19 protein-coding genes are annotated in these 19,868 nt (G+C 69.8%); 16 read left to right on the forward strand and 3 right to left on the reverse strand.

Features of this window, described 5'->3' with window-relative positions; translation table 11 throughout:
• Nucleotides 1-46 precede the first annotated feature (46 nt).
• Nucleotides 47-880, reverse strand: coding sequence for an alpha/beta hydrolase (locus tag IAI58_RS00355; protein WP_208775998.1), 834 nt, complete (start codon nt 878-880; stop codon nt 47-49).
• A gap of 38 nt (nt 881-918) precedes the next feature.
• Nucleotides 919-1,974 carry an alpha/beta hydrolase gene (locus IAI58_RS00360; protein WP_207444655.1) on the reverse strand — a complete coding sequence of 352 codons (1,056 nt, stop codon included), beginning with the start codon at nt 1,972-1,974 and terminating at the stop codon, nt 919-921.
• A 299-nt stretch (nt 1,975-2,273) separates the two neighbouring features.
• Between IAI58_RS00360 and IAI58_RS00365 the strand changes: the two genes are divergently transcribed.
• The 16 genes from IAI58_RS00365 (at nt 2,274) to IAI58_RS00440 (ending at nt 18,703) form a co-directional block, all read left to right on the forward strand.
• The gene (locus tag IAI58_RS00365; protein WP_207444654.1) at nt 2,274-3,272 is read left to right on the forward strand and encodes a TerC family protein; all 999 of its coding nucleotides are present in this window, start codon (nt 2,274-2,276) and stop codon (nt 3,270-3,272) included.
• Between the two features lie 113 nt (nt 3,273-3,385).
• Nucleotides 3,386-3,610: a zinc-finger domain-containing protein gene (locus IAI58_RS00370; RefSeq protein WP_207444653.1), complete on the forward strand. Its 225-nt coding sequence runs from the start codon at nt 3,386-3,388 to the stop codon at nt 3,608-3,610.
• On the forward strand, nt 3,597-6,467 hold the full coding sequence (gene polA / locus IAI58_RS00375; RefSeq protein WP_207444652.1) for a DNA polymerase I: 2,871 nt from the start codon (nt 3,597-3,599) through the stop codon (nt 6,465-6,467). The genes IAI58_RS00370 and polA overlap by 14 nt, the downstream gene beginning before the upstream one ends.
• A gap of 351 nt (nt 6,468-6,818) precedes the next feature.
• Nucleotides 6,819-7,688 carry a branched-chain amino acid aminotransferase gene (locus tag IAI58_RS00380; protein ID WP_207444651.1) on the forward strand — a complete coding sequence of 290 codons (870 nt, stop codon included), beginning with the start codon at nt 6,819-6,821 and terminating at the stop codon, nt 7,686-7,688.
• 8 nt (nt 7,689-7,696) lie between these two features.
• Nucleotides 7,697-8,440 (forward strand): RluA family pseudouridine synthase, encoded by a 744-nt coding sequence (locus IAI58_RS00385; protein ID WP_207444650.1) that lies wholly within the window; start codon nt 7,697-7,699, stop codon nt 8,438-8,440.
• A gap of 426 nt (nt 8,441-8,866) precedes the next feature.
• A complete protein-coding gene (rpsA, locus tag IAI58_RS00390) occupies nt 8,867-10,552 on the forward strand; it encodes a 30S ribosomal protein S1 (protein ID WP_207444649.1) in 1,686 nt (561 codons plus the stop codon).
• A gap of 141 nt (nt 10,553-10,693) precedes the next feature.
• Nucleotides 10,694-11,602 (forward strand): signal peptide peptidase SppA, encoded by a 909-nt coding sequence (sppA, locus tag IAI58_RS00395; RefSeq protein WP_207444648.1) that lies wholly within the window; start codon nt 10,694-10,696, stop codon nt 11,600-11,602.
• A gap of 44 nt (nt 11,603-11,646) precedes the next feature.
• On the forward strand, nt 11,647-11,982 hold the full coding sequence (gene ihfB, locus IAI58_RS00400; protein WP_207444647.1) for an integration host factor subunit beta: 336 nt from the start codon (nt 11,647-11,649) through the stop codon (nt 11,980-11,982).
• Nucleotides 11,983-11,988: 6 nt separating this feature from the next.
• Nucleotides 11,989-12,339 carry a LapA family protein gene (locus IAI58_RS00405; protein WP_207444646.1) on the forward strand — a complete coding sequence of 117 codons (351 nt, stop codon included), beginning with the start codon at nt 11,989-11,991 and terminating at the stop codon, nt 12,337-12,339.
• Between the two features lie 10 nt (nt 12,340-12,349).
• Nucleotides 12,350-13,084, forward strand: coding sequence for an orotidine-5'-phosphate decarboxylase (gene pyrF, locus IAI58_RS00410; protein WP_207444645.1), 735 nt, complete (start codon nt 12,350-12,352; stop codon nt 13,082-13,084).
• Entirely contained in the window at nt 13,081-13,725 is a 645-nt protein-coding gene (locus tag IAI58_RS00415; RefSeq protein WP_207444644.1) for a phosphoribosylanthranilate isomerase, read from the forward strand. The genes pyrF and IAI58_RS00415 overlap by 4 nt, the downstream gene beginning before the upstream one ends.
• 116 nt (nt 13,726-13,841) lie before the next feature.
• Nucleotides 13,842-15,059, forward strand: coding sequence for a tryptophan synthase subunit beta (gene trpB, locus IAI58_RS00420; protein ID WP_207444643.1), 1,218 nt, complete (start codon nt 13,842-13,844; stop codon nt 15,057-15,059).
• A 5-nt stretch (nt 15,060-15,064) separates the two neighbouring features.
• Entirely contained in the window at nt 15,065-15,898 is an 834-nt protein-coding gene (gene trpA, locus IAI58_RS00425; protein ID WP_207444976.1) for a tryptophan synthase subunit alpha, read from the forward strand.
• Nucleotides 15,899-16,088: 190 nt separating this feature from the next.
• Nucleotides 16,089-17,258, forward strand: a complete 1,170-nt coding sequence (locus tag IAI58_RS00430; RefSeq protein ID WP_207444642.1) for a zinc-dependent alcohol dehydrogenase — start codon at nt 16,089-16,091, stop codon at nt 17,256-17,258.
• Nucleotides 17,259-17,306: 48 nt separating this feature from the next.
• Nucleotides 17,307-18,092: an SDR family NAD(P)-dependent oxidoreductase gene (locus IAI58_RS00435; RefSeq protein WP_207444641.1), complete on the forward strand. Its 786-nt coding sequence runs from the start codon at nt 17,307-17,309 to the stop codon at nt 18,090-18,092.
• 68 nt (nt 18,093-18,160) lie between these two features.
• On the forward strand, nt 18,161-18,703 hold the full coding sequence (locus IAI58_RS00440; RefSeq protein WP_207444640.1) for a hypothetical protein: 543 nt from the start codon (nt 18,161-18,163) through the stop codon (nt 18,701-18,703).
• 15 nt (nt 18,704-18,718) lie between these two features.
• Here IAI58_RS00440 and IAI58_RS00445 read toward each other — a convergent pair whose 3' ends face one another.
• Nucleotides 18,719-19,681: an SMP-30/gluconolactonase/LRE family protein gene (locus IAI58_RS00445; RefSeq protein ID WP_207444639.1), complete on the reverse strand. Its 963-nt coding sequence runs from the start codon at nt 19,679-19,681 to the stop codon at nt 18,719-18,721.
• Nucleotides 19,682-19,868: the final 187 nt, after the last annotated feature.

Raw genomic sequence — 19,868 nt, forward strand, 5'->3', positions numbered from 1 at the left:
CGCTCAACCGGAGGGGCCGCAAGGCTGCCCCGACAGCCCCCGCCGCTCACCCCGTGAAGGCGAAGGGCACGGCCCGGCCAGCGGCGGCGGCGCGCACGCTGCCATGGTTCTCGTCCTGGAATTCCTGCACCGACAGCGCCGCGAAACGCCCCCGCAGCGCCTCCAGCCGCGCCGCCATCCGCCGCACATTCTCCCCCATCACCCGCCCCGGCCTGGCGCGCATGCGCCCTTCCAGGGAACCGAAGGTCATCAACAGGCGCGGCACCGGTCCGGGCGGCGGGGGATGGGCGGCGAAACCCTCGCTCTCCCGCAGCAGCAGCCCCTCGCCCCACCAGATGGAGGGGCTGGCGGCCAGCCAGGTGGAGAAGCCCGCGGGCCGGGTGAACAGCGCGTGCAGCGTGAAGAGCCCGCCATAGGAATGGCCGAACAGCGCCTGCCGCGCCCGGTCGATGCGGAAGGCAGCCTCCACGGCAGGCTTCACCTCCCGCTCCATGATGGCCAGCAGCGCATCGGCGCCACCATTGCGGCCCGGCGCATCGGGCGCGGGGGGCGTATACTCGAAATCGCGCCGCTCCGGCTCGGCATCATCCAGCGGGAAGTCGATGGCGACGATCACCCCCTGCGCCGTGTCCGGCAGCAGCCGGCAGGCGCCGGTCAGCAGCGGGAACATGGCATTGCCATCCAGCGCGTAGAGCACCGGCCAACCCTGCGCCGGCGCCTCCCCCGGCGGCCAGGAGAGCAGGATGCGGTAGCGCCGGCCGCTGCGGGCCGTGAAGTCCCAGACCTCCGTCCGCTCGGGCTGGTAGTGCGCCTGGGCGGCCGGCCCCGCCACCGCCCCCCGCCCCGCCAGCAGCCCGCCGGCCAGACCGGCCCCTAGCATCCTCCGCCGCAGCCGCATCGGTATGTTCCCTTCGCCCGTCACGATCCTGGCCGTGCCAGCCAGGCGGCGCCGGCCCCGTCCGCCCCTGAGGGCAGCGGCGCGGCGGGGTCCGCCATCCAGGCCAGCAGGTCGGCGGTCACCACCTCACGCACCTTGTCGCGCAGCAGCAGGTGGTAGCCGTCCTGGTAACGCGCCAGACGGGGGGCCGCAGGCATCCGCCGCAGCGCCGCGCGGGTCACATCGGGCGGCACCACCCCATCCTTCGCTCCCTGCAGGATCAGCACGGGCATGGCGCAGCAGCGCGGCAGCGCGGCGGAGGCATGGTCCATCGCGTCCAGCAGCCCCCAGGCGGCATCCACCCGCGTCATCTTGATCACCAGCGGGTCCCGGCTGTTGCGGCGGAGCGCGTCCAGGTTGTCGCTGGCCATGATGCCGCCCGCCGCCGCCGGAAAGCCCAGCGCCGGCACGCTATGCGCCAGCGCCCAGAACAGCCCCACCCCCACCGGCCCCACCACCTGACGCGACCAGAAGGCCGGGGCCAGCAGCACCAGCCCATCGACCGGCACCGGCTCGGCCTGCGTCACGGACAGCAGCGCCACGGCGGCGCCCATGCTCTCCCCCATCAGGAAGAGGGGCAGGTCCGGGTGCCGCGCCTTCAGTTGCCGCGCGGCCGTGGCGGCATCGCGCACCAGGGCCGCGGCGCCAGGCCAGTAGCCACGTGCCGGTGCCTGGCCGAAGCCGCGCTGGTCATAGGCATGCACCTCCACCCCCGCCGCCGTCAGCCGGCCGACGCTGTCGAGCAGGAAATTGCCGGAATGCTCATTGAAGCCATGCAGCGCCAGCAGCACGGCCCGGGGCGGCCCGCCTTCGGCCGGCCAGACGCGGCGGGGCAGGCTGGCGCCGTCCTCGGCGATGACAGGCTCGGCCAGTGGAGGCGGCGCATCCGGCGCATCCCCTTGCGGCACCGCCTCCACCGCCGTCCTGTCCAGGCGGTAGCCCAGCGCGGCCGGACCCTGCGCCACCACCTGCGGCGCGCAGCCGACCAGCGGCCCGGCCAGGGCGGCCGCCAGCAGCGGCGGAAGCATGCGGCTCATGATGCGATGCGCCATGACAGGCTGGCTTAGCGCGCGCCATCCGGGCGGTCCACGGCAAAGCCCGCCACCTCCGCGCGCGGCGGAAATAGCGGCGGTTCCACGATTTAACCTTGCCAATTCATGAACAAACCTTCATTTAAGCCTCGATCCGGGCCCCTCTGGCGACCCGGCGGGTCTCTGCCGAGCCCGCCTTCGTGATGTCGGATCGACTTCTTCGCGCAACCGGGCCCGGCGCGCTCTCCTCCTCATGACAGGCGGATTCCGTGCGGCTGGCCCCCTGAGAGGAGGAGCCTTTCGGCATGGAAGCCTCACCCGTATTCTGGGTCGCGTTCAACGCGGCCGTGCTTGCTTTGTTGCTGCTCGACCTTGGCGTCTTCGCCAAGAAGGAGGCGAATGGCGACCCGGCCCCCGTGCCGGTCAAGACCGCGCTTATCAAATCCGCCGCCTATATCGCGCTGGCCGGCCTGTTCTTCGTCTGGCTGCGCATGAGCTATGGCGCGACGGAGGAGGAGCGCGCGACCAAGAGCCTTGAATTCGTGACCGGCTATGTCATCGAATGGTCGCTCTCAGTCGACAACATCTTCGTCTTCGTCCTGCTCTTCGCCAAGTTCGGCGTGCCGGCGGCCTATCAGCACCGCGTGCTGTTCTGGGGCATCCTGGGCGCGCTGGTGATGCGCGGCATCATGATCCTGGTCGGCACCGCCCTGCTGCGGGAATTCGACTGGCTGATGGTGCTCTTCGGCCTTTTCCTGGTCTGGTCCGGCTGGAAGATGCTGCGCTCCGCCGATGAGGAGGAGGACCCCACCGACAGCTCCATCCTGGCCTGGATGCGCCGCCGCCTGCCGGTCACGGATGGCTACCGGGGCAATGCCTTCACGGTGCGGGAAGCCGGCAAGCTGATGGTCACGCCGCTGCTGCTGGTGCTGGTGCTGATCGAGCTGACGGACCTGTTCTTCGCGCTGGACAGCATCCCCGCCATCTTCGCGGTCTCGACCGACCCCTTCATCGTCTACACGGCCAATGTCTTCGCGATCCTGGGCCTGCGCGCCATGTATTTCGCGCTGGCGGGCGTCATCCACCGCTTCCGCTACCTGAAGCATGGCCTGTCCATCGTGCTGATGGTCGTGGGCGTGAAGATGCTGGCCAACTGGTTCGCCGGCGGCAAGGCGGTCCCCGTGGAATACGCGCTGATGGTCACGGGCGGCATCATCGCCGGCTCCATCATCCTCTCCCTCTGGAAGACGCGGGGCGAGCCGGTGGTGGACGAACACCCGAAGGTGATCGAGCAGGGCCGCTGAGGCCCAGATGGCAGAGGGCGGGCCATGCGGGCCCGCCCTCGCCCCTTTGCCCCGGCGCCCCGCTCGCCCTATGGTCCGGCCCGACCCTGCCGCAGATCCCTGGGATTCAGCCGATGCGCGATGCGAAACTGACGGGCTATACCCCCAAAGCCACCCCCGGCGTGACGCCGGAGGAGATCACCACCGTCCAGAGCCGCCTGGTCCCTTGCGACAATGGCGGCGGCTGGAAGGGCCATCCCCTGGTTTATCTGCGGATCGAGGACAAGCAGGTCACCTGCCCCTACTGCTCCCGCACCTATGTGCTGGCCGATGGCGCCGGGGACGATGGCCACCACTAAGCCGGCCGCCGGCGCGGCGGACCTCCCGGCCGAGGTGGTGCGGCAGGACAAGCCTCACCTCATCCTGGTCGATGGCTCGGGCTATATCTTCCGCGCCTTCCATGCCCTGCCGCCGATGACGCGGCCGGATGGCGTGCCGGTCAATGCCGTCTTCGGCTTCACCAGCATGCTGGGCAATTTCCTGACCAAGCATGCGGGCAGCCATATCGCGGTGGTCTTCGACCGCTCCCGCGTCACCTTCCGCAACCAGATCTATGCCGACTACAAGGCCCACCGCCCAGAGCCGCCGCCGGAGCTGGTGCCGCAATTCGCGCTGATCCGGGAGGCCACGGCCGCCTTCGGCGTCGCCTGCCTGGAGCTGGAGAATTACGAGGCCGACGATCTGATCGCCGCCTATGCCAAGGCCTTCTCGGCCGAGGGCGGGCAGGTGACGGTGGTCTCCTCCGACAAGGACCTGATGCAGCTGGTCGGGCCCAACGTCCAGTTGCTGGACCCGATCAAGCAGAAGCCGATCCGCGAGCCCGAGGTCTTCGAGAAATTCGGCGTCACCCCGGACAAGGTGGTGGAAGTCCAGGCCCTGGCCGGCGACAGCACGGACAACGTGCCCGGCGTGCCTGGCATCGGCCTCAAGACCGCCGCCCAGCTCATCCAGGAATATGGTGACCTGGAGAACCTGCTGGCCTGCGCCGGGCAGATCAAGCAGCCCAAGCGCCGCGAATCGCTGCAGAATTTCGCCGAGCAGGCCCGCATCAGCCGCCAGCTGGTGCTGCTGGATGCCGACGCCCCCCTGCCCCGGCCCATCGACGAATTGCTGGCCCAACCGCCGGAGCCAGGCAAGCTGGCCGTCTTCCTGCGCGACCAGGGTTTTCGCTCCCTGCTGCACCGCATGGGGCTGGAGGGCGATGCCGGCACCCCCGCCACCAGCCAGCCGCGCCATGCCCCCGCCATCCTGGCCCAGGCCGAGCCGGTGGGCGCCCCGCCCGAGGACGCGCCCGGCTTCGGCCCCTACGAGACCGTCACCGACCTCGAGACCCTGAACCGCTGGGTGGAGGAGGCGCGCGCCGCCGGCACCGTGGCGCTGGATACCGAGACGGACAGCCTGGACGCGCTGAACGCGAAGCTGGTCGGCATCTCGCTCGCCGTGGCGCCGGGCCGCGCCTGCTACATCCCGCTGGCCCATGGCCCCAAGCCCGGCAATGGCGACATGCTGGAAGCGGCGCCCGAGGCCCCCGTGCAGATCCCGCTGCGCGAGGCGCTCTCCGCTTTGCAGCCGATGCTGGAGGACCCCGCCACCCTGAAGGTGCTGCACAACGCCAAATACGACCTGGAAGTGCTCGGCCGCCCGCAGGCCGAGGGCGCCAATAGCGGCATCGAGGTTTCTCCCGTCGATGACACCATGCTGATCTCCTACAGCATGGATGCCGGCCGCCATGGCCATGGGATGGACGAGCTGTCGCTGCGCCACCTCGGCCACAGCCCCATCCCCTATGACCAGGTCACCGGCACCGGCCGCAACCGCGTCCCCTTCTCCCAGGTCGATCTGGAGAAGGCGACGGCCTATGCCGCCGAGGATGCCGATGTCACGCTGCGGCTGTGGCAGATGCTCAAGCCCCGGCTGCGCACCGACAAGGCGCTCGCGCTCTACGAGCAGGTGGAGCGCCGCATGATCGCCGTGCTGAAGCAGATGGAGATGGCGGGCATCCGCGTCGACGGCGTGGAACTGGCCCGCATCGGCGAGGATTTCTCCCAGCGCATGGTGACGCTGGAGCAGCAGATCCACGAACTCGCCGGCCGCCCCTTCAACGTCGGCTCCCCCAAGCAACTGGGAGAAATCCTGTTCGACGAGATGAAGCTGCCCGGCGGCAAGCGTGGCAAGGCCGGCGCCTGGGGCACCGATGCCAGCGTGCTGGAGGATCTCGCCGCCCGCGGGCATGAACTGCCCCGGACGGTGCTGCACTGGCGCCAGCTCTCCAAGCTGAAATCGACCTATGTGGAAGGGCTGGCGGCGCAGCTCGACCCGCGCGACGGCCGCGTCCACACCGATTTCTCCATGGCCATCACCTCCACGGGCCGGCTCTCCTCCACCGAGCCGAACCTGCAGAACATTCCCATCCGCACCGAGGAAGGCGTGCGAATCCGCCGCGCCTTCGTGGCCTCCCCGGGGCATGTGCTGCTGGCGGCCGACTATTCGCAGATCGAGCTGCGGCTGCTGGCCCACCTCGCTGATGTGCCCAGCCTGCGCGAGGCTTTCGCCCAGGACGAGGACATCCACAGCCGCACGGCCTCCGACATCTTCGGCCTGCCGCCGGACAAGGTGGACCGCGAGGCCCGGCGCCGCGCCAAGACCATCAATTTCGGCATCATCTACGGCATGTCGGCCTTCGGCCTGGCCGCGCGCCTGGGCATCGGCCCCGGCGAGGCCAAGGGCATCATCGACGCCTATTTCGCCCAGTATCCCGGCATCCGCGCCGAGATGGAGCGGCTGAAGGAGGAAGCCCGCATCAACGGCTTCGCGCTCACCCCCTTCGGCCGCAAGCTCTGGATCGACGGCATCACCTCCAAGGACATGTCCCGCCGGGGCAATGCCGAGCGCGCGGCCATCAACGCCCCCTTCCAGGGCGGGGCGGCCGAGATCATCAAGCGCGCCATGGTGCGGATGCCCAAGGCCCTGAAGGATGCCGGGCTGGACGCCAAGATGCTGCTGCAGGTGCATGACGAACTGCTGTTCGAAGTGCCGCAGGGGCAGCTCACCGCCACCTCCGCCGTGGTGAAGCAGGTGATGGAAAGCGTGGCGGAACTGCGCGTGCCGCTGCGGGCCGAGATCGGGCACGGGGCGAACTGGGCGGAAGCGCACTGAGGCCGTGACTGGAGGGGCGCCGCCCCTCCAGGCCGCCCCGCCGGGGTGACAGTGTCACCCCGGACCCCGCCATTAATCCGCCCCTCGCGGCGCGGTGGGGCACGCCGGAGGTCACGGGCCTCCGGCGACCGACATCTCAGCCTGCCCGGTTGAAGCTTCATCCTGAGGAAGACCCGAGGCGGGGCCTGGGTGGAGTTTCCACCCCGGTGGGGGGTCCAGGGGGCGGCGCCTCCTGGCCACGTCCATCCATTCCGCACCCGCTACCCTTCATTTCCCCTGCCGCCCGTGTCACCTTAGCGGGCGCAGGCGCGCGTCTTGGCGTGCCGATCCGTATATCTCAAGGAGCGAGTCATGGCTGGCGTCTTCTGGCACGAGGGCAAGTGGTCCACTGAGGAGCCGAAGCTGCTGGGCCCGATGGACCATGCCTTCTGGCTGGGTTCCATCGTGTTCGACGGCGCGCGCGCCATTCGTGGCCTGGTGCCGGATCTGGACCTGCATTGCTTCCGCGCCGTCCAGAGCGCGCTGAACATGGGCATGAAGCCCGGCCTGGACGCCCACACCATCGAGGCCCTGTGCCGCGAGGGCGTGGCGAAGATGCCGGCCGATGCCGAGCTCTACATCCGCCCGCAGTTCTTCATCCGCCGCGGCATCGGCGCCGCCTTCCCGGACCCGGACAGCACGGAGTTCGTGCTCTCCATCTATGACGCGCCGATGCCGGATGCCTCCGTGGGCTTCTCCGCCTGCCTGGTGCCGGAGCGCCGCCCGGCGCCGGACATGGCGCCCACCAATGCCAAGGCCTCGGCGCTGTACCCGAATTCCTCCCGCGCCGCCGCCTCGGCCCGCGACAAGGGCTTCCAGAACGCCGTGCTCTGCGACTTCGAGGGCAATGTGGCGGAATTCGCCACCTCCAACCTGATGCTGGTGAAGGACGGCGTGGTGATGACGCCGGCGGCCAACAACACCTTCCTGGCCGGCATCACCCGCACCCGCGTGCTGACCCTGCTGCGCGAGGCCGGCATCGAGGCGCGCGAATGCAAGGTGACGCCGGACATGCTGCGCGAGGCGGATGAGATCTTCGCCACCGGCAATTTCGGCAAGGTGCAGTTCTGCACCAACTTCGAGGGCCGCGCGCTGCCGATCGGCCCGATCGGCACCAAGGCACGGGAGCTGTATTTCGCCTGGGCGGAATCCACCTCCCGCCTGCTGCCCAAGGCGGCCTGAGCCCGCCCATGAAACCGTCGCGCGGCCGGGCGCAGCCCGCCGCGCGGCGCCCGCCTCCCCCGCCCCGCCTGCCGGCCGAGCCGCCGCCCGAAATCGCCGCCCGCATCCTGCTGCGCACGGAAGCCGTGTTGGTGCTGGACAAGCCCGCCGGCCTGCCCGTCCATGCCGGCCCGCGCGGCGGCGCGAGCCTGGAGGACTGGCTGCCGCAGCTGGCCTTCGGCAAGAAGCGCGTCCCGCAGCCCGCACACCGCCTGGATACCGATACCGCCGGCTGCCTCGTGCTGGGCCGTACCCAGCCTGCCCTGGCGGAACTCGGCGCCCTCTTCGCCGCCGGCCGGGCGGAGAAGACCTACTGGGCCGTGGTGAAGGGCGCCGGCCCCACTGATGCCCAAGGCCGGATCGACCTGCCGCTCCGCAAGACCAGCAGTGCCGCCCGCGGCTGGCGAATCGAGCCGCATCCGGAAGGCCAGCCCGCCACCACCCTCTGGCGCGTGCTGGGCCGTGGCCCCGGCCTCTGCTGGCTGGAGCTGCGCCCCCGCACCGGCCGCACGCATCAGCTGCGCGTCCATTGCGCGGCGCTGGGCTTCCCCATCCTCGGCGACCCCTTCTACGGCACTGCCGCGCCGGGCGGGCTGCACCTGCTGGCCCGCGCCATCCGCCTGCCGCTCACGCCCCCTGTCATGGCCGAGGCTCCGGTGCCCGCCGCCATGCGCCCGGCCTTCGCCGCCTGCGGCTGGCCGCTGGAAGGCTGATGGCGCCGCCACTTGTGTTCCCGTGGCGGCAATCCGGCGCGACTGCGAAATCATTCAGCAAGCCCTTGAAACCGACCGACTAAATACGCAACTCTCATCCAGCACCAGCCGTAGGGACAGCCAGGGAGCGGCCGCGCGCCGCCAAAGGCCCGGCGATTCTGCTTGACGGGGCGCCCGTAGCTGTCTTAGGCGGTTTTCCAAACCTTGCCGCCGGCCTGGCTGCAAGGTTGTCCGGTTTTATAGGCCAGTCGTTTCGGCGGCGAGCCAAGCCGGTCCGGCAAGGGGGGGCCGATATTCCTCCTGTCATCACAGGGTCAGGGACAGCCGCGACGTCGGCACCCGACCAAGCCGTGCCCGCCAGCCAGCGGGGGCGCAGGAACCGGCCCGGGTGCGTTGCCTGGGCCAGAAGCAGGATATTCCCGCTATATGACCGAAGACTTTGCTGCCCTGCTCGACGAGACGCTGGGTGCCGACACCGGCTTCGCCGGCTCTGTCGTCACCGGCCGCGTCATCCGCGTCGATGACGACTATGCCGTCGTCGATGTCGGCCTCAAGAGCGAGGGCCGCGTTCCCCTGAAGGAATTCGCTCCTCAGGGTCAGAAGGCCGAAGTTCAGCCCGGCGACGTGATCGAGCTGTTCGTCGAGCGTTACGAGGACCGGGACGGCTCCATCGTCCTGTCCCGTGAGAAGGCTCGCCGCGAGGAAGCCTGGACCAACCTGGAGAAGGCGTTCAACGCGCAGCAGCGCGTCAACGGCGTCATCTTCGGCCGCGTGAAGGGTGGCTTCACCGTCGACCTCGGCGGCGCCGTGGCCTTCCTGCCCGGCTCCCAGGTCGATATTCGCCCGGTGCGCGATGTCGGTCCGCTGATGGGCTCCCCGCAGCCGTTCCAGATCCTGAAGATGGACCGCGCCCGCGGCAACATCGTGGTCTCGCGCCGCGCTGTGCTGGAAGAGACGCGCGCCGAGCAGCGCTCCGAGCTGATCCAGGGCCTCAAGGAAGGCATGATCCTGGACGGCGTGGTCAAGAACATCACCGACTACGGTGCGTTCGTCGACCTCGGCGGCGTGGACGGCCTGCTGCATGTCACCGACATCGCCTGGCGCCGCATCAACCACCCGTCCGAGGCCCTGACCATCGGTCAGCAGGTCCGCGTGCAGGTGATCCGCTTCAACCCGGAGACGCAGCGCATCTCCCTGGGCATGAAGCAGCTGATGTCCGATCCGTGGGAAGGCGTGGCGATCAAATACCCGGTGGGTGCGAAGTTCTCCGGCCGCGTGACCAACATCACCGACTACGGCGCCTTCGTGGAGCTGGAGCCGGGCGTCGAGGGTCTGGTCCACGTCTCCGAGATGAGCTGGACCAAGAAGAACGTCCATCCGGGCAAGATCGTCGCCACTTCGCAGGAAGTCGACGTGCTGATCCTGGACGTGGACGAGCCGAAGCGCCGCATCAGCCTCGGCCTGAAGCAGGCCCAGGGCAACCCCTGGGAGCTGTTCCTGGAGGCCCATGGCCCCGGCTCGATCGTCGAGGGCGAGATCCGCAACATCACCGAGTTCGGTCTGTTCGTGGGTCTGGCTCCCGAGATCGACGGCATGGTGCACATGTCCGACCTCTCCTGGGATCTCCCGGGCGAGCAGGCGATGGCCGAGTACCAGAAGGGCCAGATCGTCAAGGCCAAGGTGCTGGACGTGGACGTCGAGAAGGAGCGTATCTCCCTCGGCATCAAGCAGCTTGAGGCCGATCCGGCCGCCGAGGTGCTGGACCGCGTCCGCAAGAACGACATCGTCACCTGCATCGTGACGAAGGTCGAGCAGAACGGCATCGAGGTGAAGGTCGACGAGGTCCTGACGGGCTTCATCCGCCGCGCCGAACTGGCCCGCGACCGTGGCGACCAGCGCCCCGACAAGTTCGCCATTGGCGAGAAGGTCGATGCGAAGGTGACCGCCGTGGACCGCGCCGCCCGCCGCCTGGCCCTGACCATCAAGGGCAAGGAAGTCGAGGAGGAGCGTGAGGCGATGAAGGAGTACGGCACCACCGACTCCGGCGCCTCGCTGGGCGACATCCTGGGCGCGGCTATCCGCCGCCGCAACCAGATGGTCTCCGAAGACTGATCCAGCCCCGCAAGGGACTGGAACTGACGATGCGCCCGGGGTGGTTATCCACCCCGGGCGTTTTCGTTTGCGGGGTGCCCGGCCCGGGCCCGCAGCCTGCACTTGACCCTGGCTACCCCAACCGGCCATGGATGCCCCTGCATGAGCGCTTCCCTGCAACCTGACCTTCTGGTCGACCGCCGGCGCCTGAAGCGGCAGCTTCTCGTCTGGCGCGTCCTGGCCGTGCTGCTGGCGGCTCTGGCGGCCTTCGTCGCCTTCCGGGGCGCCACCAGCCTCGCCGGCCGCGGGCACCTGGTGCGGCTGAAGGTCGAGGGCGCCATCACCGACGACTACCGCGTCTCCGACACGCTGGAGGCCGCCGCGCGCAACAGCGCCGTGAAGGGCCTGATCCTCTCCATCGACAGCCCCGGCGGCACCGTCTCGGGCGGGGAGGCGCTGCATGCGGCCGTCGCCCGCTTCCAGCAGCGCAAGCCGGTCGTGGCGGTGATGCGCGGCACCGCCGCCTCCGCCGCCTATATGGCCGCCCTGCCGGCCGAGCGGATCTTCGCGCGGGAGAGCACGATCACCGGCTCCATCGGCGTGCTGATGCAATCCTTCGACGTGTCGGAGCTGCTGGAGGCCATCGGCGTGCAGCCGGAAACGCTGACCTCCGGCCCGCTGAAGGCGCAGCCCAGCCCCTTCCAGCCCCTGACGCCGGAGGGCCGCGCGGCCATGCAGTCCGTCATCAACGACCTGCAAAGCCAGTTCGTGGGCATGGTGGCCGAGGGCCGGCACATGACGGTCGAGGAAGTGCGTCCGCTGGCGGACGGCCGAGTCTATACCGGGCGCCAGGCGCTCTCGCTGAAGCTGGTGGATGCCATCGGCGGAGAGCCTCAGGCCCGCGCCTGGCTGGCCGAGGCCAGGCAGATTCCGGCCAATATCCCTGTGCGCGACCTCGATCCTCGCGATTTTTCCGAGCGGACCTTTGGCTTCGCCTTGCGTGGCATCGCGAAAAGCGTGATTTCAGAATGGCTTGCGATTGACGGCGTGCGGGCCGTTTGGCAGCCTTGAGCCCCGACCCAGCGACCCCTGCCCACCGAGGAGACCGGCGCGACATGACGAAATCCGAATTGATCGCGCAGCTGGCGGCGGCCAATCCGCATCTGCGGCAGCCGGATGTCGAGCTGATCGTGGGCACCATCTTCGACGAGATCAGCGCCGCCCTGGCGCGCGGGGACCGGGTGGAGCTGCGCGGCTTCGGCGCCTTCTCCGCCAAGCAGCGCGACCCCCGCACCGGCCGCAACCCCCGCACGGGTGAGGCGGTGGAAGTGGCCAGCAAGGCCGTGCCCTATTTCAAGCCGGGCAAGGAACTGCGGGAGCGCGTGAATGGCGGCCCGCTGCAGGCGCCCCGCCGCGGCGCCGGCGGCCGCAGCGCCGCGCCGGCGGAGTAAGACAGGATGCTCGCCCTGCTGCTGGCCGCGCCGCTGCTGCTTCTGCTGGTCCTCTTCGCCATTTCCAATACCGCCCCGGTGGAGCTGCAGCTCTGGCCCTTCGACTTCGTCTGGCAACTGCCGCTGGCCGGCGCGGTGCTGGGCGCCGCCTTCCTGGCCTTCCTGCTGGGCGCCGTGCTGGCCTGGGGCAGCGGCCTGCATTACCGCGCCCGCGCCCACCAGCTGCAGAACGCCGCCCGCCTCCTGGAGGCCGAGGTGTCCGAGCTGCGCGCCCAGCAGGCGACGCAGGTGCCCAATACCCAGGCCACCCCGGTGTCGGCCGGCACCGCTCTGGCCCCGGCCGGCCGCACCGCGTAAAAGGGGCGGCATGAACGCCGCTCCCGATCTCTCCCGCACCTCCTGGGCCAAGCCGAACCGCTGCGGCATCATCGCCGCCCTGGATACGCCGGACCCCGCGAAGGCGCTGGGCTGGGCGGCGGCGGTGGCGCCCCATGTCGGGCTGGTGAAGGTGGGGCTGGAGCTGTTCTGCGCCGCCGGCCCCGCGGTGGTGCGGGACATCGCCCGCCACCGCCCGGTCTTCCTGGACCTGAAGTTCCACGACATCCCGAATACCGTAGCCGGCGCCGTCCGCTCCGTCTGCGCCGAGCCGCCAGCGATGCTGACGCTGCATGGCGGCGGCGGCGCGCCGATGATCGAGGCCGCCCGCCGCGCCGCCGAGGAGACGGCGGGCGCCCGCCGCCCCGCCATCCTGGCCGTGACGGTGCTGACCAGCTTCACCGCCGCCCAGCTGGCCGAGACCGGCGTCTCCGGCGGCCCGGCGCAGCAGGTGCTGCGGCTGGCGCGGCTCGCGCTCTCCGCCGGGGCCGACGGGCTGGTCTGCAGCCCGCATGAGGTCTCGCGCCTGCGCGATGCCTTCGGTGATGCGCCGCTGCTGGTGGTGCCGGGCGTGCGCCCCGCCGGCAGCGACGCAGGCGACCAGGCCCGCGTCGCGACGCCTGAGGAAACGGCCGCCGCCGGGGCCGACTGGCTGGTCATCGGCCGCCCCATCACCGCCAGCGGCAGCCCGGGCGAGGCCGCCGCGCGCATCGCCGCCACCTTATGAGCATCGAGGTCAAGATCTGCGGCATCTGCGATGCCGAGGGACTGGACAGCGCCGCGCGCAGCGGCGCGCATCTTGTGGGCTTCGTCTTCTACCCCCCCTCCCCCCGCGCGGTGGTGCCGGAGCAGGCGGCACGGCTGGCCCAGCGCCTCTCCCCCGGCATCACCCCCGTCGGCCTTTTCGTGGACGCGACGGACGAGGCCATCCAGGAGGTGTTGGAGGAGGTGCCGCTGCGGCTGTTGCAGTTGCACGGGCAGGAAAGCCCGGAACGCTGCGCCGAGATCCGCGCCCGCTTCGGCCTGCCGGTGATGAAGGCGCTGGGCATCGCCACCGAGGCGGATCTCGCCCGGCTCGACGCCTATGCCCCGGCGGTGGACCGCTTCCTGCTGGATGCCAAGCCGCCGCCGGGCGCGAGCCTGCCCGGGGGCAATGCCACCAGCTTCGACTGGACCCTGCTGGCCGGGCGCTCCATCCCCCGCCCCTGGATGCTGGCGGGCGGGCTGACACCGGTGAACGTGGCCGGCGCCCTCCGCGCCAGCGGGGCGCGGGCGGTCGATGTCTCCTCGGGCGTCGAGCGCATGCGGGGGGTGAAGGACCCCGTGCTGATCCGGGCCTTCGTCTCGGCCGCGCATTCGGCCGGCTGAGGCCGGGCATCAGGCATCAGACGCGGCGGCGCGCTTCTGCCGCCCCGCGCGAAGAGATGCCTACCCGCCGCCTCCCCCGCGCGCTACACACATCCCCCCGTACGGAGGGATGGATCTTGAACCAGCCGTTGACCAATTCGCTCCGTCAGGGTCCCGATGCGCGTGGGCGCTTCGGCCAGTTCGGTGGCCGCTATGTCGCCGAGACCCTGATGCCCCTGCTGCTCGAACTGGAGCAGGCCTATGACGCCGCCAAGAAGGACGCGGCGTTCATGGCGGAGTGGCGATGGCTGCTGAAGGATTATGTCGGCCGCCCCAGCCCGCTCTGGTTCGCCCGCCGGCTGACGGAACACCTCGGCGGCGCCAAGGTCTATCTGAAGCGCGAGGAGCTGAACCACACCGGCGCGCATAAGATCAACGCCGTCCTCGGCCAGATCCTGCTGGCGCGGCGCATGGGCCGCCACCGCATCCTGGCCGAGACCGGGGCGGGGCAGCATGGCGTCGCCACCGCCACGGCCTGCGCCCTCTTCGGCATGAAATGCGTCGTCTATATGGGCGCAACCGATGTCGAGCGGCAGGCGCCGAACGTCTTCCGCATGAAGCTGCTGGGCGCGGAGGTGGTGCCCGTCACCGCCGGCGCCGGCACGCTGAAGGACGCGATGAACGAGGCGCTGCGGGACTGGGTCGCGAATATCCACGACACCTATTACTGCATCGGCACCGTCGCCGGCCCGCATCCCTATCCGCAGATGGTGCGGGACTTCCAATGCGTGGTGGGCGAGGAGACGCGCGAGCAGATCCTGGAACTGGAAGGCCGCCTGCCGGATGCACTGGTCTGCGCCGTCGGCGGCGGCTCCTCGGCCATGGGGCTCTTCCACCCCTTCCTGGACGACAAGGAGGTGGCGCTCTGGGGCGTCGAGGCCGCCGGGCGCGGCATGGACACCAAGGAGCACGCGGCCTCCCTCAACCGGGGTCGCCCTGGCGTGCTGCATGGCAACATGACCTACCTGCTGCAGGACCGGCACGGGCAGATCCAGGAGGCGCATTCCATCTCGGCCGGGCTGGACTATCCCGGCATCGGCCCGGAGCATTCCTGGCTGCACGAGACCGGCCGCGCCACCTATGTCGGCATCACCGATGACGAGGCGCTGGAGGCCTTCCAGCTCTGCTCGAAGCTGGAGGGCATCATCCCCGCGCTGGAATCCTCGCACGGCCTGGCGCAGGTGATGAAGCTCGCCCCCACCATGGGTAAGGACAAGATCATCGTGCTGAACCTCTCCGGGCGCGGGGACAAGGACATCTTCACCGTCGCCAAGCATCTGGGAGAGCAGCTGTGAGCGAAGTGGCGCAACAGGCGCGCGGCCGGATCGCCGCGCGCTTCGCGCGGCTGAAGCAGGAAGGGCGCGGCGCGCTGATGCCCTTCCTGGAAGCCTATGATCCCGACCCCGCCACCAGCATGGCCATCCTGCGCGGCATGCCCGGCGCGGGGGCGGACCTGATCGAGCTCGGCGTGCCGTTCAGCGACCCGATGGCGGATGGCCCGACCATCCAGCTCGCCGGGCAGCGCGCGCTGAAGGCGGGCGGGACGCTCGCCGGGGCGCTGGCCATGGTGCGGGACTTCCGCCGCGACGATGACGAGACGCCCATCATCCTGATGGGCTACCTCAACCCCATCCTCTCCTACGGCACCGACCGCTTCTGCACCGATGCCGCCTCCTCCGGCGTGGATGGGCTGATCGTGGTGGACCTGCCGCCCGAGGAAGCCGATATCCTGGCCCCCTGCACCACGGCGCAGGGGCTGGACCTCATCCGGCTGGTGGCCCCCACCACCGATGATGCGCGGCTGCCCAAGGTGCTGAACGGCACCAGCGGCTTCATCTACTATGTCGCCATCGCCGGCATCACCGGCACCCGCAGCGCCGAGGCCGGCACGCTGGAACAGGCCATCCCGCGCCTGCGGAAATTCACCGACCTGCCCATCGCCATCGGCTTCGGCGTCCGCACGCCGCAGCAGGCGGCGGAGGCGGCGAGGATCGCCGATGGCGCCGTGGTGGCCTCCGCGCTGATCGAGACCCTGGCCAAGAGCCTGGACGAGCAGGGCCGCGCGGCGCCGGATACGGTGCGGCGCGTGCTGGACCAGGTGCGCGACCTGGCCAGCGCCGTGCGCGGCAACTGAAACCGGCGCCGGAGGGGGCACCGCCTCCTCCGGCCACCCCTGGCGGCCCGCCACATCTCCTGAAAGCCTGAGCTGGGCACTGGAATGAACCGCGCCCCGCAATCCCGCGCCTCCCCGCCGCCGAAACCACCCGCGAACCTCTGCGCTCCCGCTGCGTTTAGTGACCAGCCACACGGGAAGGATCACGGGCATGAAGGCGCTGGCCTGGCATGGCAAAGGCGATATCCGCTGCGACAACGTCTCCGATCCCAGGATCGAGGACGGCCGCGACGCCATCATCAAGGTGACGTCCTGCGCCATCTGCGGCTCGGACCTGCATCTCTTCGACGGCGTCATCCCCAGCATGAAGCATGGCGACGTGCTGGGCCACGAGACCATGGGCGAAGTCGTCGAGGTCGGGCGCGACAACAGGAAGCTGAAGGTCGGCGACCGCGTGGTGGTGCCCTTCACCATCTCCTGCGGCGAATGCTTCTTCTGCAGGAACGGCTATTTCTCCGGCTGCGAGCGCAGCAACCCGAACCGCGAGATGGCCACCAAGCTCTGGGGCAATTCCCCCGCCGGGCTCTTCGGCTATTCGCATCTGCTGGGCGGCTTCGCCGGCGGGCAGGCCGAGTATCTGCGCGTGCCCTATGCCGATGTGGGGCCCATCAAGGTGCCGGACGGCATGCCGGATGAGCAGGCGCTCTTCCTCTCCGACATCTTCCCCACCGGCTACATGGCCGCCGAATTCTGCAACCTGAAGGGCGGCGAGACGGTGGCCATCTGGGGCTGCGGCCCTGTGGGCCAGTTCGCCATCCGCAGCGCCTTCCTGCTCGGCGCCGAGCGCGTCATCGCCATCGACACGGTGCCGGAGCGGCTGGAGATGGCGCGCCAGGCCGGCGCCATGACGCTCGATTTCATGGCCGAGGATATCTACGAGCGCATCATGGAGCTGACCCATGGGCGCGGCGCCGATGCCTGCATCGATGCCGTGGGCACGGAGGCCGAATCCAAGGCCAGCCTGGATTCCATGCTGGACCGCGTGAAGGTCGCGACCTTCATGGGCACGGACCGGCCACATGTGCTGCGCCAGGCCATCCATTGCTGCCGCAACTTCGGCACCGTCTCCATCGTCGGCGTCTATGGCGGGTTCCTCGACAAGATCCCGATGGGCTCCGCCATCAACCGCGGCCTGACCTTCCGCATGGCCCAGACCCCGGTGCAGCACTACATGCCGAAGCTGCTGGAACTGATCGAGACGGGGAAGATCGACCCTTCCTTCGTCATCACCCATACCGCCTCGCTGGCGGAAGGGCCCGAACTCTACAAGACCTTCCGGGACAAGAAGGACGGCTGCATCAAGGTCGTCCTGAAGCCCTGAGGCCGTCCCGCGCGCCCCCATTCCCCCCCCTGTGACGCAGGAGCCATCATGGATAACCAGACGCGTCGCCTCGCCATCGTCACCGGCGCCTCCACGGGCATCGGCCTCGAACTCGCCAGATGTTGCGCCCAGGACGGCTTCGACCTGCTGATCGCGGCCGATGAGCCGCGGATCGAGGCCGCCGCGACCGAGTTGCGCCAGATGGGCGCCTCGGTGGAGGCGGTACAGGCCGATCTCTCCACCACCGAGGGCGTGGACAGGCTGCTGGCCGCCGCCCATGGCCGCCCCATCGACGCGCTGCTGGCCAATGCCGGGCGCGGCCTGGGCCATGCCTTCCTGGACCAGGATTTCGGCGACATCCGCCGGGTGGTGGAGACCAATATCACCGGCACCCTCTATCTGGTGCTGCAGGTCGGCCGGCAGATGCGGGCCCGCAACAGCGGCCGCATCCTCTTCACCGGCTCCATCGCCGGCTTCATGCCCGGCAGCTTCCAAGCCGTCTACAATGGCAGCAAGGCCTTCATCGATTCCTTCTCCTTCGCCCTGCGGGACGAGCTGAAGGAAACCGAGGTCACCGTCACCTGCCTGATGCCCGGCCCCACGGATACCGAGTTCTTCGAGCGCGCGGGGATGCTCGATACCCCCGTCGGCCAGCAGAAGAAGGACGACCCCGCCATGGTCGCCCGCGTCGGCTACGACACCATGATGAAGGGCCAGGGCGATGTGGTCAGCGGCTTGAAGAACAAGCTGCAATCCGCCGTGGCCAATGTGCTGCCGGCCGGCGTGACCGCGGCCATGCATCGCGGCATGGCCAAGCCGGAAGGCCAGGACTGAGCCGGGAGGAGGTCCTGGCGCTGGCGGACCCCAGGCCCGGACATCCCGGCAGCTTAGAGGAGAACAGCATGCAGATCGCGAAAGCCGCACTGGTCCTGGGTCTTGGCCTCGGGCTCGCCGCCCCTCCGGCCGGCGAAGCCCTGGCCCAGGCCGGCTCGGGCAGCCAGCCCGGCATCGGCCAGAACCAGGCCCCGCCCCCGCAGCAGAACCGGCCGCAATCCGACTCCCGCACGGGGATGACGCCGCAACCGGCGACCGCCAACCTGCGGGAATACGCGGCGCTGCTGACCTCGGCGCAGCAGCAGTTGCAGACCGCCGTGGAGCGCAGCGGCCATGAGCCCGCCGCCAATGACCAGGGCGCCGTGACACCGGCCTGGATGGACCTGAAGGCGGCGGCCCAGGCGGCCTATGAGGCCGTGCGCCGCGTGCCCGCCGACTTCCGCAACGACCCGCTGTATGAGAATGCGGAGAGGCAGATCCGCCAGGACCTCGGCGTCATCACCCAGTCCATGCGGCCGGAGAACGGGCGGGAGGCCGCGCGCAAGGTCCTGGCGGACATGCAGGCCTATACGCAGGAGGTCTCCCGGCGCGCCCAGGCCTCGCCGGGCTGACGCGGCACGGGGGCCTCAGCCCCCCGCCACCCCCTGGGCATTGACATAGACGGCGTAGAGCGAGCGCGAGGCCGCCATGAACAGGCGGTTCCGGTGCCGCCCACCGAAGGCGAGGTTCGCGCAGCGCTCCGGCAGGTCGATATGCCCGAGCGGCGTGCCCCCGGCGTCGAAGACGCGCACGCCGTCCCGCCCCTCTCCGCCCATGCCCCAGCCGCACCACAGGTTGCCCTCGGTATCCACCCGGAAGCCGTCCGGGGAATTGCCGGGCTCGCACTGGATCAAGACGCGGCCATTCGCCAGCCGCCCGTCCGTGACGTCATAGGCCAGGATCTGCCGCGGCTCCGCCCGGCTGGCGACCACATAGAGGATGCTCTCGTCCGGCGAGAAGGCCAGGCCGTTCGGCCCGAGGATATCATCGGCCATCTTCGCGACCGTGCCGGTCTGGCCGTCGATCCGGTAGACCGCCGAGGGTAGTTCCGGCTCGGCCTTCTCCCCCTCCACATAGCCACCGATGCCGAAGGGCGGGTCGGTGAACCAGATGGCGCCGTCGCTGGCCACCACCAAGTCATTGGGGGAATTCAGCCGCTTGCCCTCGAAGCGGTCGGCCAGCACGGTGATGCTGCCGTCATATTCCGTGCGGGTGACGCGGCGCGTCAGGTGCTCGCAGGTCACCAGCCGGCCCTGGCGGTCGCGCGTATTGCCATTGGCGTTGTTGGAGGGCTTGCGGAAGGCGGTGACGGCCCGCGTCTCCTCATCCCAGCGCAGGATGCGGTTGTTCGGGATATCCGACCAGAGCAATGCCCGCTGGTCCCCGAACCAGACCGGGCCTTCCGACCACATGCAGCCGCCCGCCAGCTTCTCGACCGCGCTGTTCATCACCTGGAAGCGCCTGAAGCCTGGCTCGAAGGCCCTGAACCGCGCGTCGGGGTAGCAGGGGCTGGGCTGCCAGGGCGTTTCGTTCTGGATCTCGTGCTGCATTTCCGCCCTCTCCTTCAGGCGCGGAAACTTGGCACGCCGCGGTGGCGGGGACCAGCCACGGCCCTGTCATGAAGAGCCATGCGGTAAGACATCTCGCATGTGCGAAATGCGCAGATCAAGTCAGGACAACGACATACCATATACCTTCTCGCGGATGCAGCATCTGCTTCCGCTTCCGCAAGAAAAG

It is taken from the genome of Roseomonas marmotae, assembly GCF_017654485.1.
GTDB classification, from domain to species: Bacteria; Pseudomonadota; Alphaproteobacteria; order Acetobacterales; family Acetobacteraceae; genus Pseudoroseomonas; species Pseudoroseomonas marmotae.

Bases quoted from the DNA above. Each gene is read 5' to 3' on its own strand.
- IAI58_RS00355 (WP_208775998.1), bottom strand. From the start codon at position 880: ATGCTAGGGGCCGGTCTGGCCGGCGGGCTGCTGGCGGGGCGGGGGGCG.
- IAI58_RS00360 (WP_207444655.1), bottom strand. From the start codon at position 1,974: ATGAGCCGCATGCTTCCGCCGCTGCTGGCGGCCGCCCTGGCCGGGCCG.
- IAI58_RS00365 (WP_207444654.1), top strand. From the start codon at position 2,274: ATGGAAGCCTCACCCGTATTCTGGGTCGCGTTCAACGCGGCCGTGCTT.
- IAI58_RS00370 (WP_207444653.1), top strand. From the start codon at position 3,386: ATGCGCGATGCGAAACTGACGGGCTATACCCCCAAAGCCACCCCCGGC.
- polA (WP_207444652.1), top strand. From the start codon at position 3,597: ATGGCCACCACTAAGCCGGCCGCCGGCGCGGCGGACCTCCCGGCCGAG.
- IAI58_RS00380 (WP_207444651.1), top strand. From the start codon at position 6,819: ATGGCTGGCGTCTTCTGGCACGAGGGCAAGTGGTCCACTGAGGAGCCG.
- IAI58_RS00385 (WP_207444650.1), top strand. From the start codon at position 7,697: ATGAAACCGTCGCGCGGCCGGGCGCAGCCCGCCGCGCGGCGCCCGCCT.
- rpsA (WP_207444649.1), top strand. From the start codon at position 8,867: ATGACCGAAGACTTTGCTGCCCTGCTCGACGAGACGCTGGGTGCCGAC.
- sppA (WP_207444648.1), top strand. From the start codon at position 10,694: ATGAGCGCTTCCCTGCAACCTGACCTTCTGGTCGACCGCCGGCGCCTG.
- ihfB (WP_207444647.1), top strand. From the start codon at position 11,647: ATGACGAAATCCGAATTGATCGCGCAGCTGGCGGCGGCCAATCCGCAT.
- IAI58_RS00405 (WP_207444646.1), top strand. From the start codon at position 11,989: ATGCTCGCCCTGCTGCTGGCCGCGCCGCTGCTGCTTCTGCTGGTCCTC.
- pyrF (WP_207444645.1), top strand. From the start codon at position 12,350: ATGAACGCCGCTCCCGATCTCTCCCGCACCTCCTGGGCCAAGCCGAAC.
- IAI58_RS00415 (WP_207444644.1), top strand. From the start codon at position 13,081: ATGAGCATCGAGGTCAAGATCTGCGGCATCTGCGATGCCGAGGGACTG.
- IAI58_RS00430 (WP_207444642.1), top strand. From the start codon at position 16,089: ATGAAGGCGCTGGCCTGGCATGGCAAAGGCGATATCCGCTGCGACAAC.
- IAI58_RS00435 (WP_207444641.1), top strand. From the start codon at position 17,307: ATGGATAACCAGACGCGTCGCCTCGCCATCGTCACCGGCGCCTCCACG.
- IAI58_RS00440 (WP_207444640.1), top strand. From the start codon at position 18,161: ATGCAGATCGCGAAAGCCGCACTGGTCCTGGGTCTTGGCCTCGGGCTC.
- IAI58_RS00445 (WP_207444639.1), bottom strand. From the start codon at position 19,681: ATGCAGCACGAGATCCAGAACGAAACGCCCTGGCAGCCCAGCCCCTGC.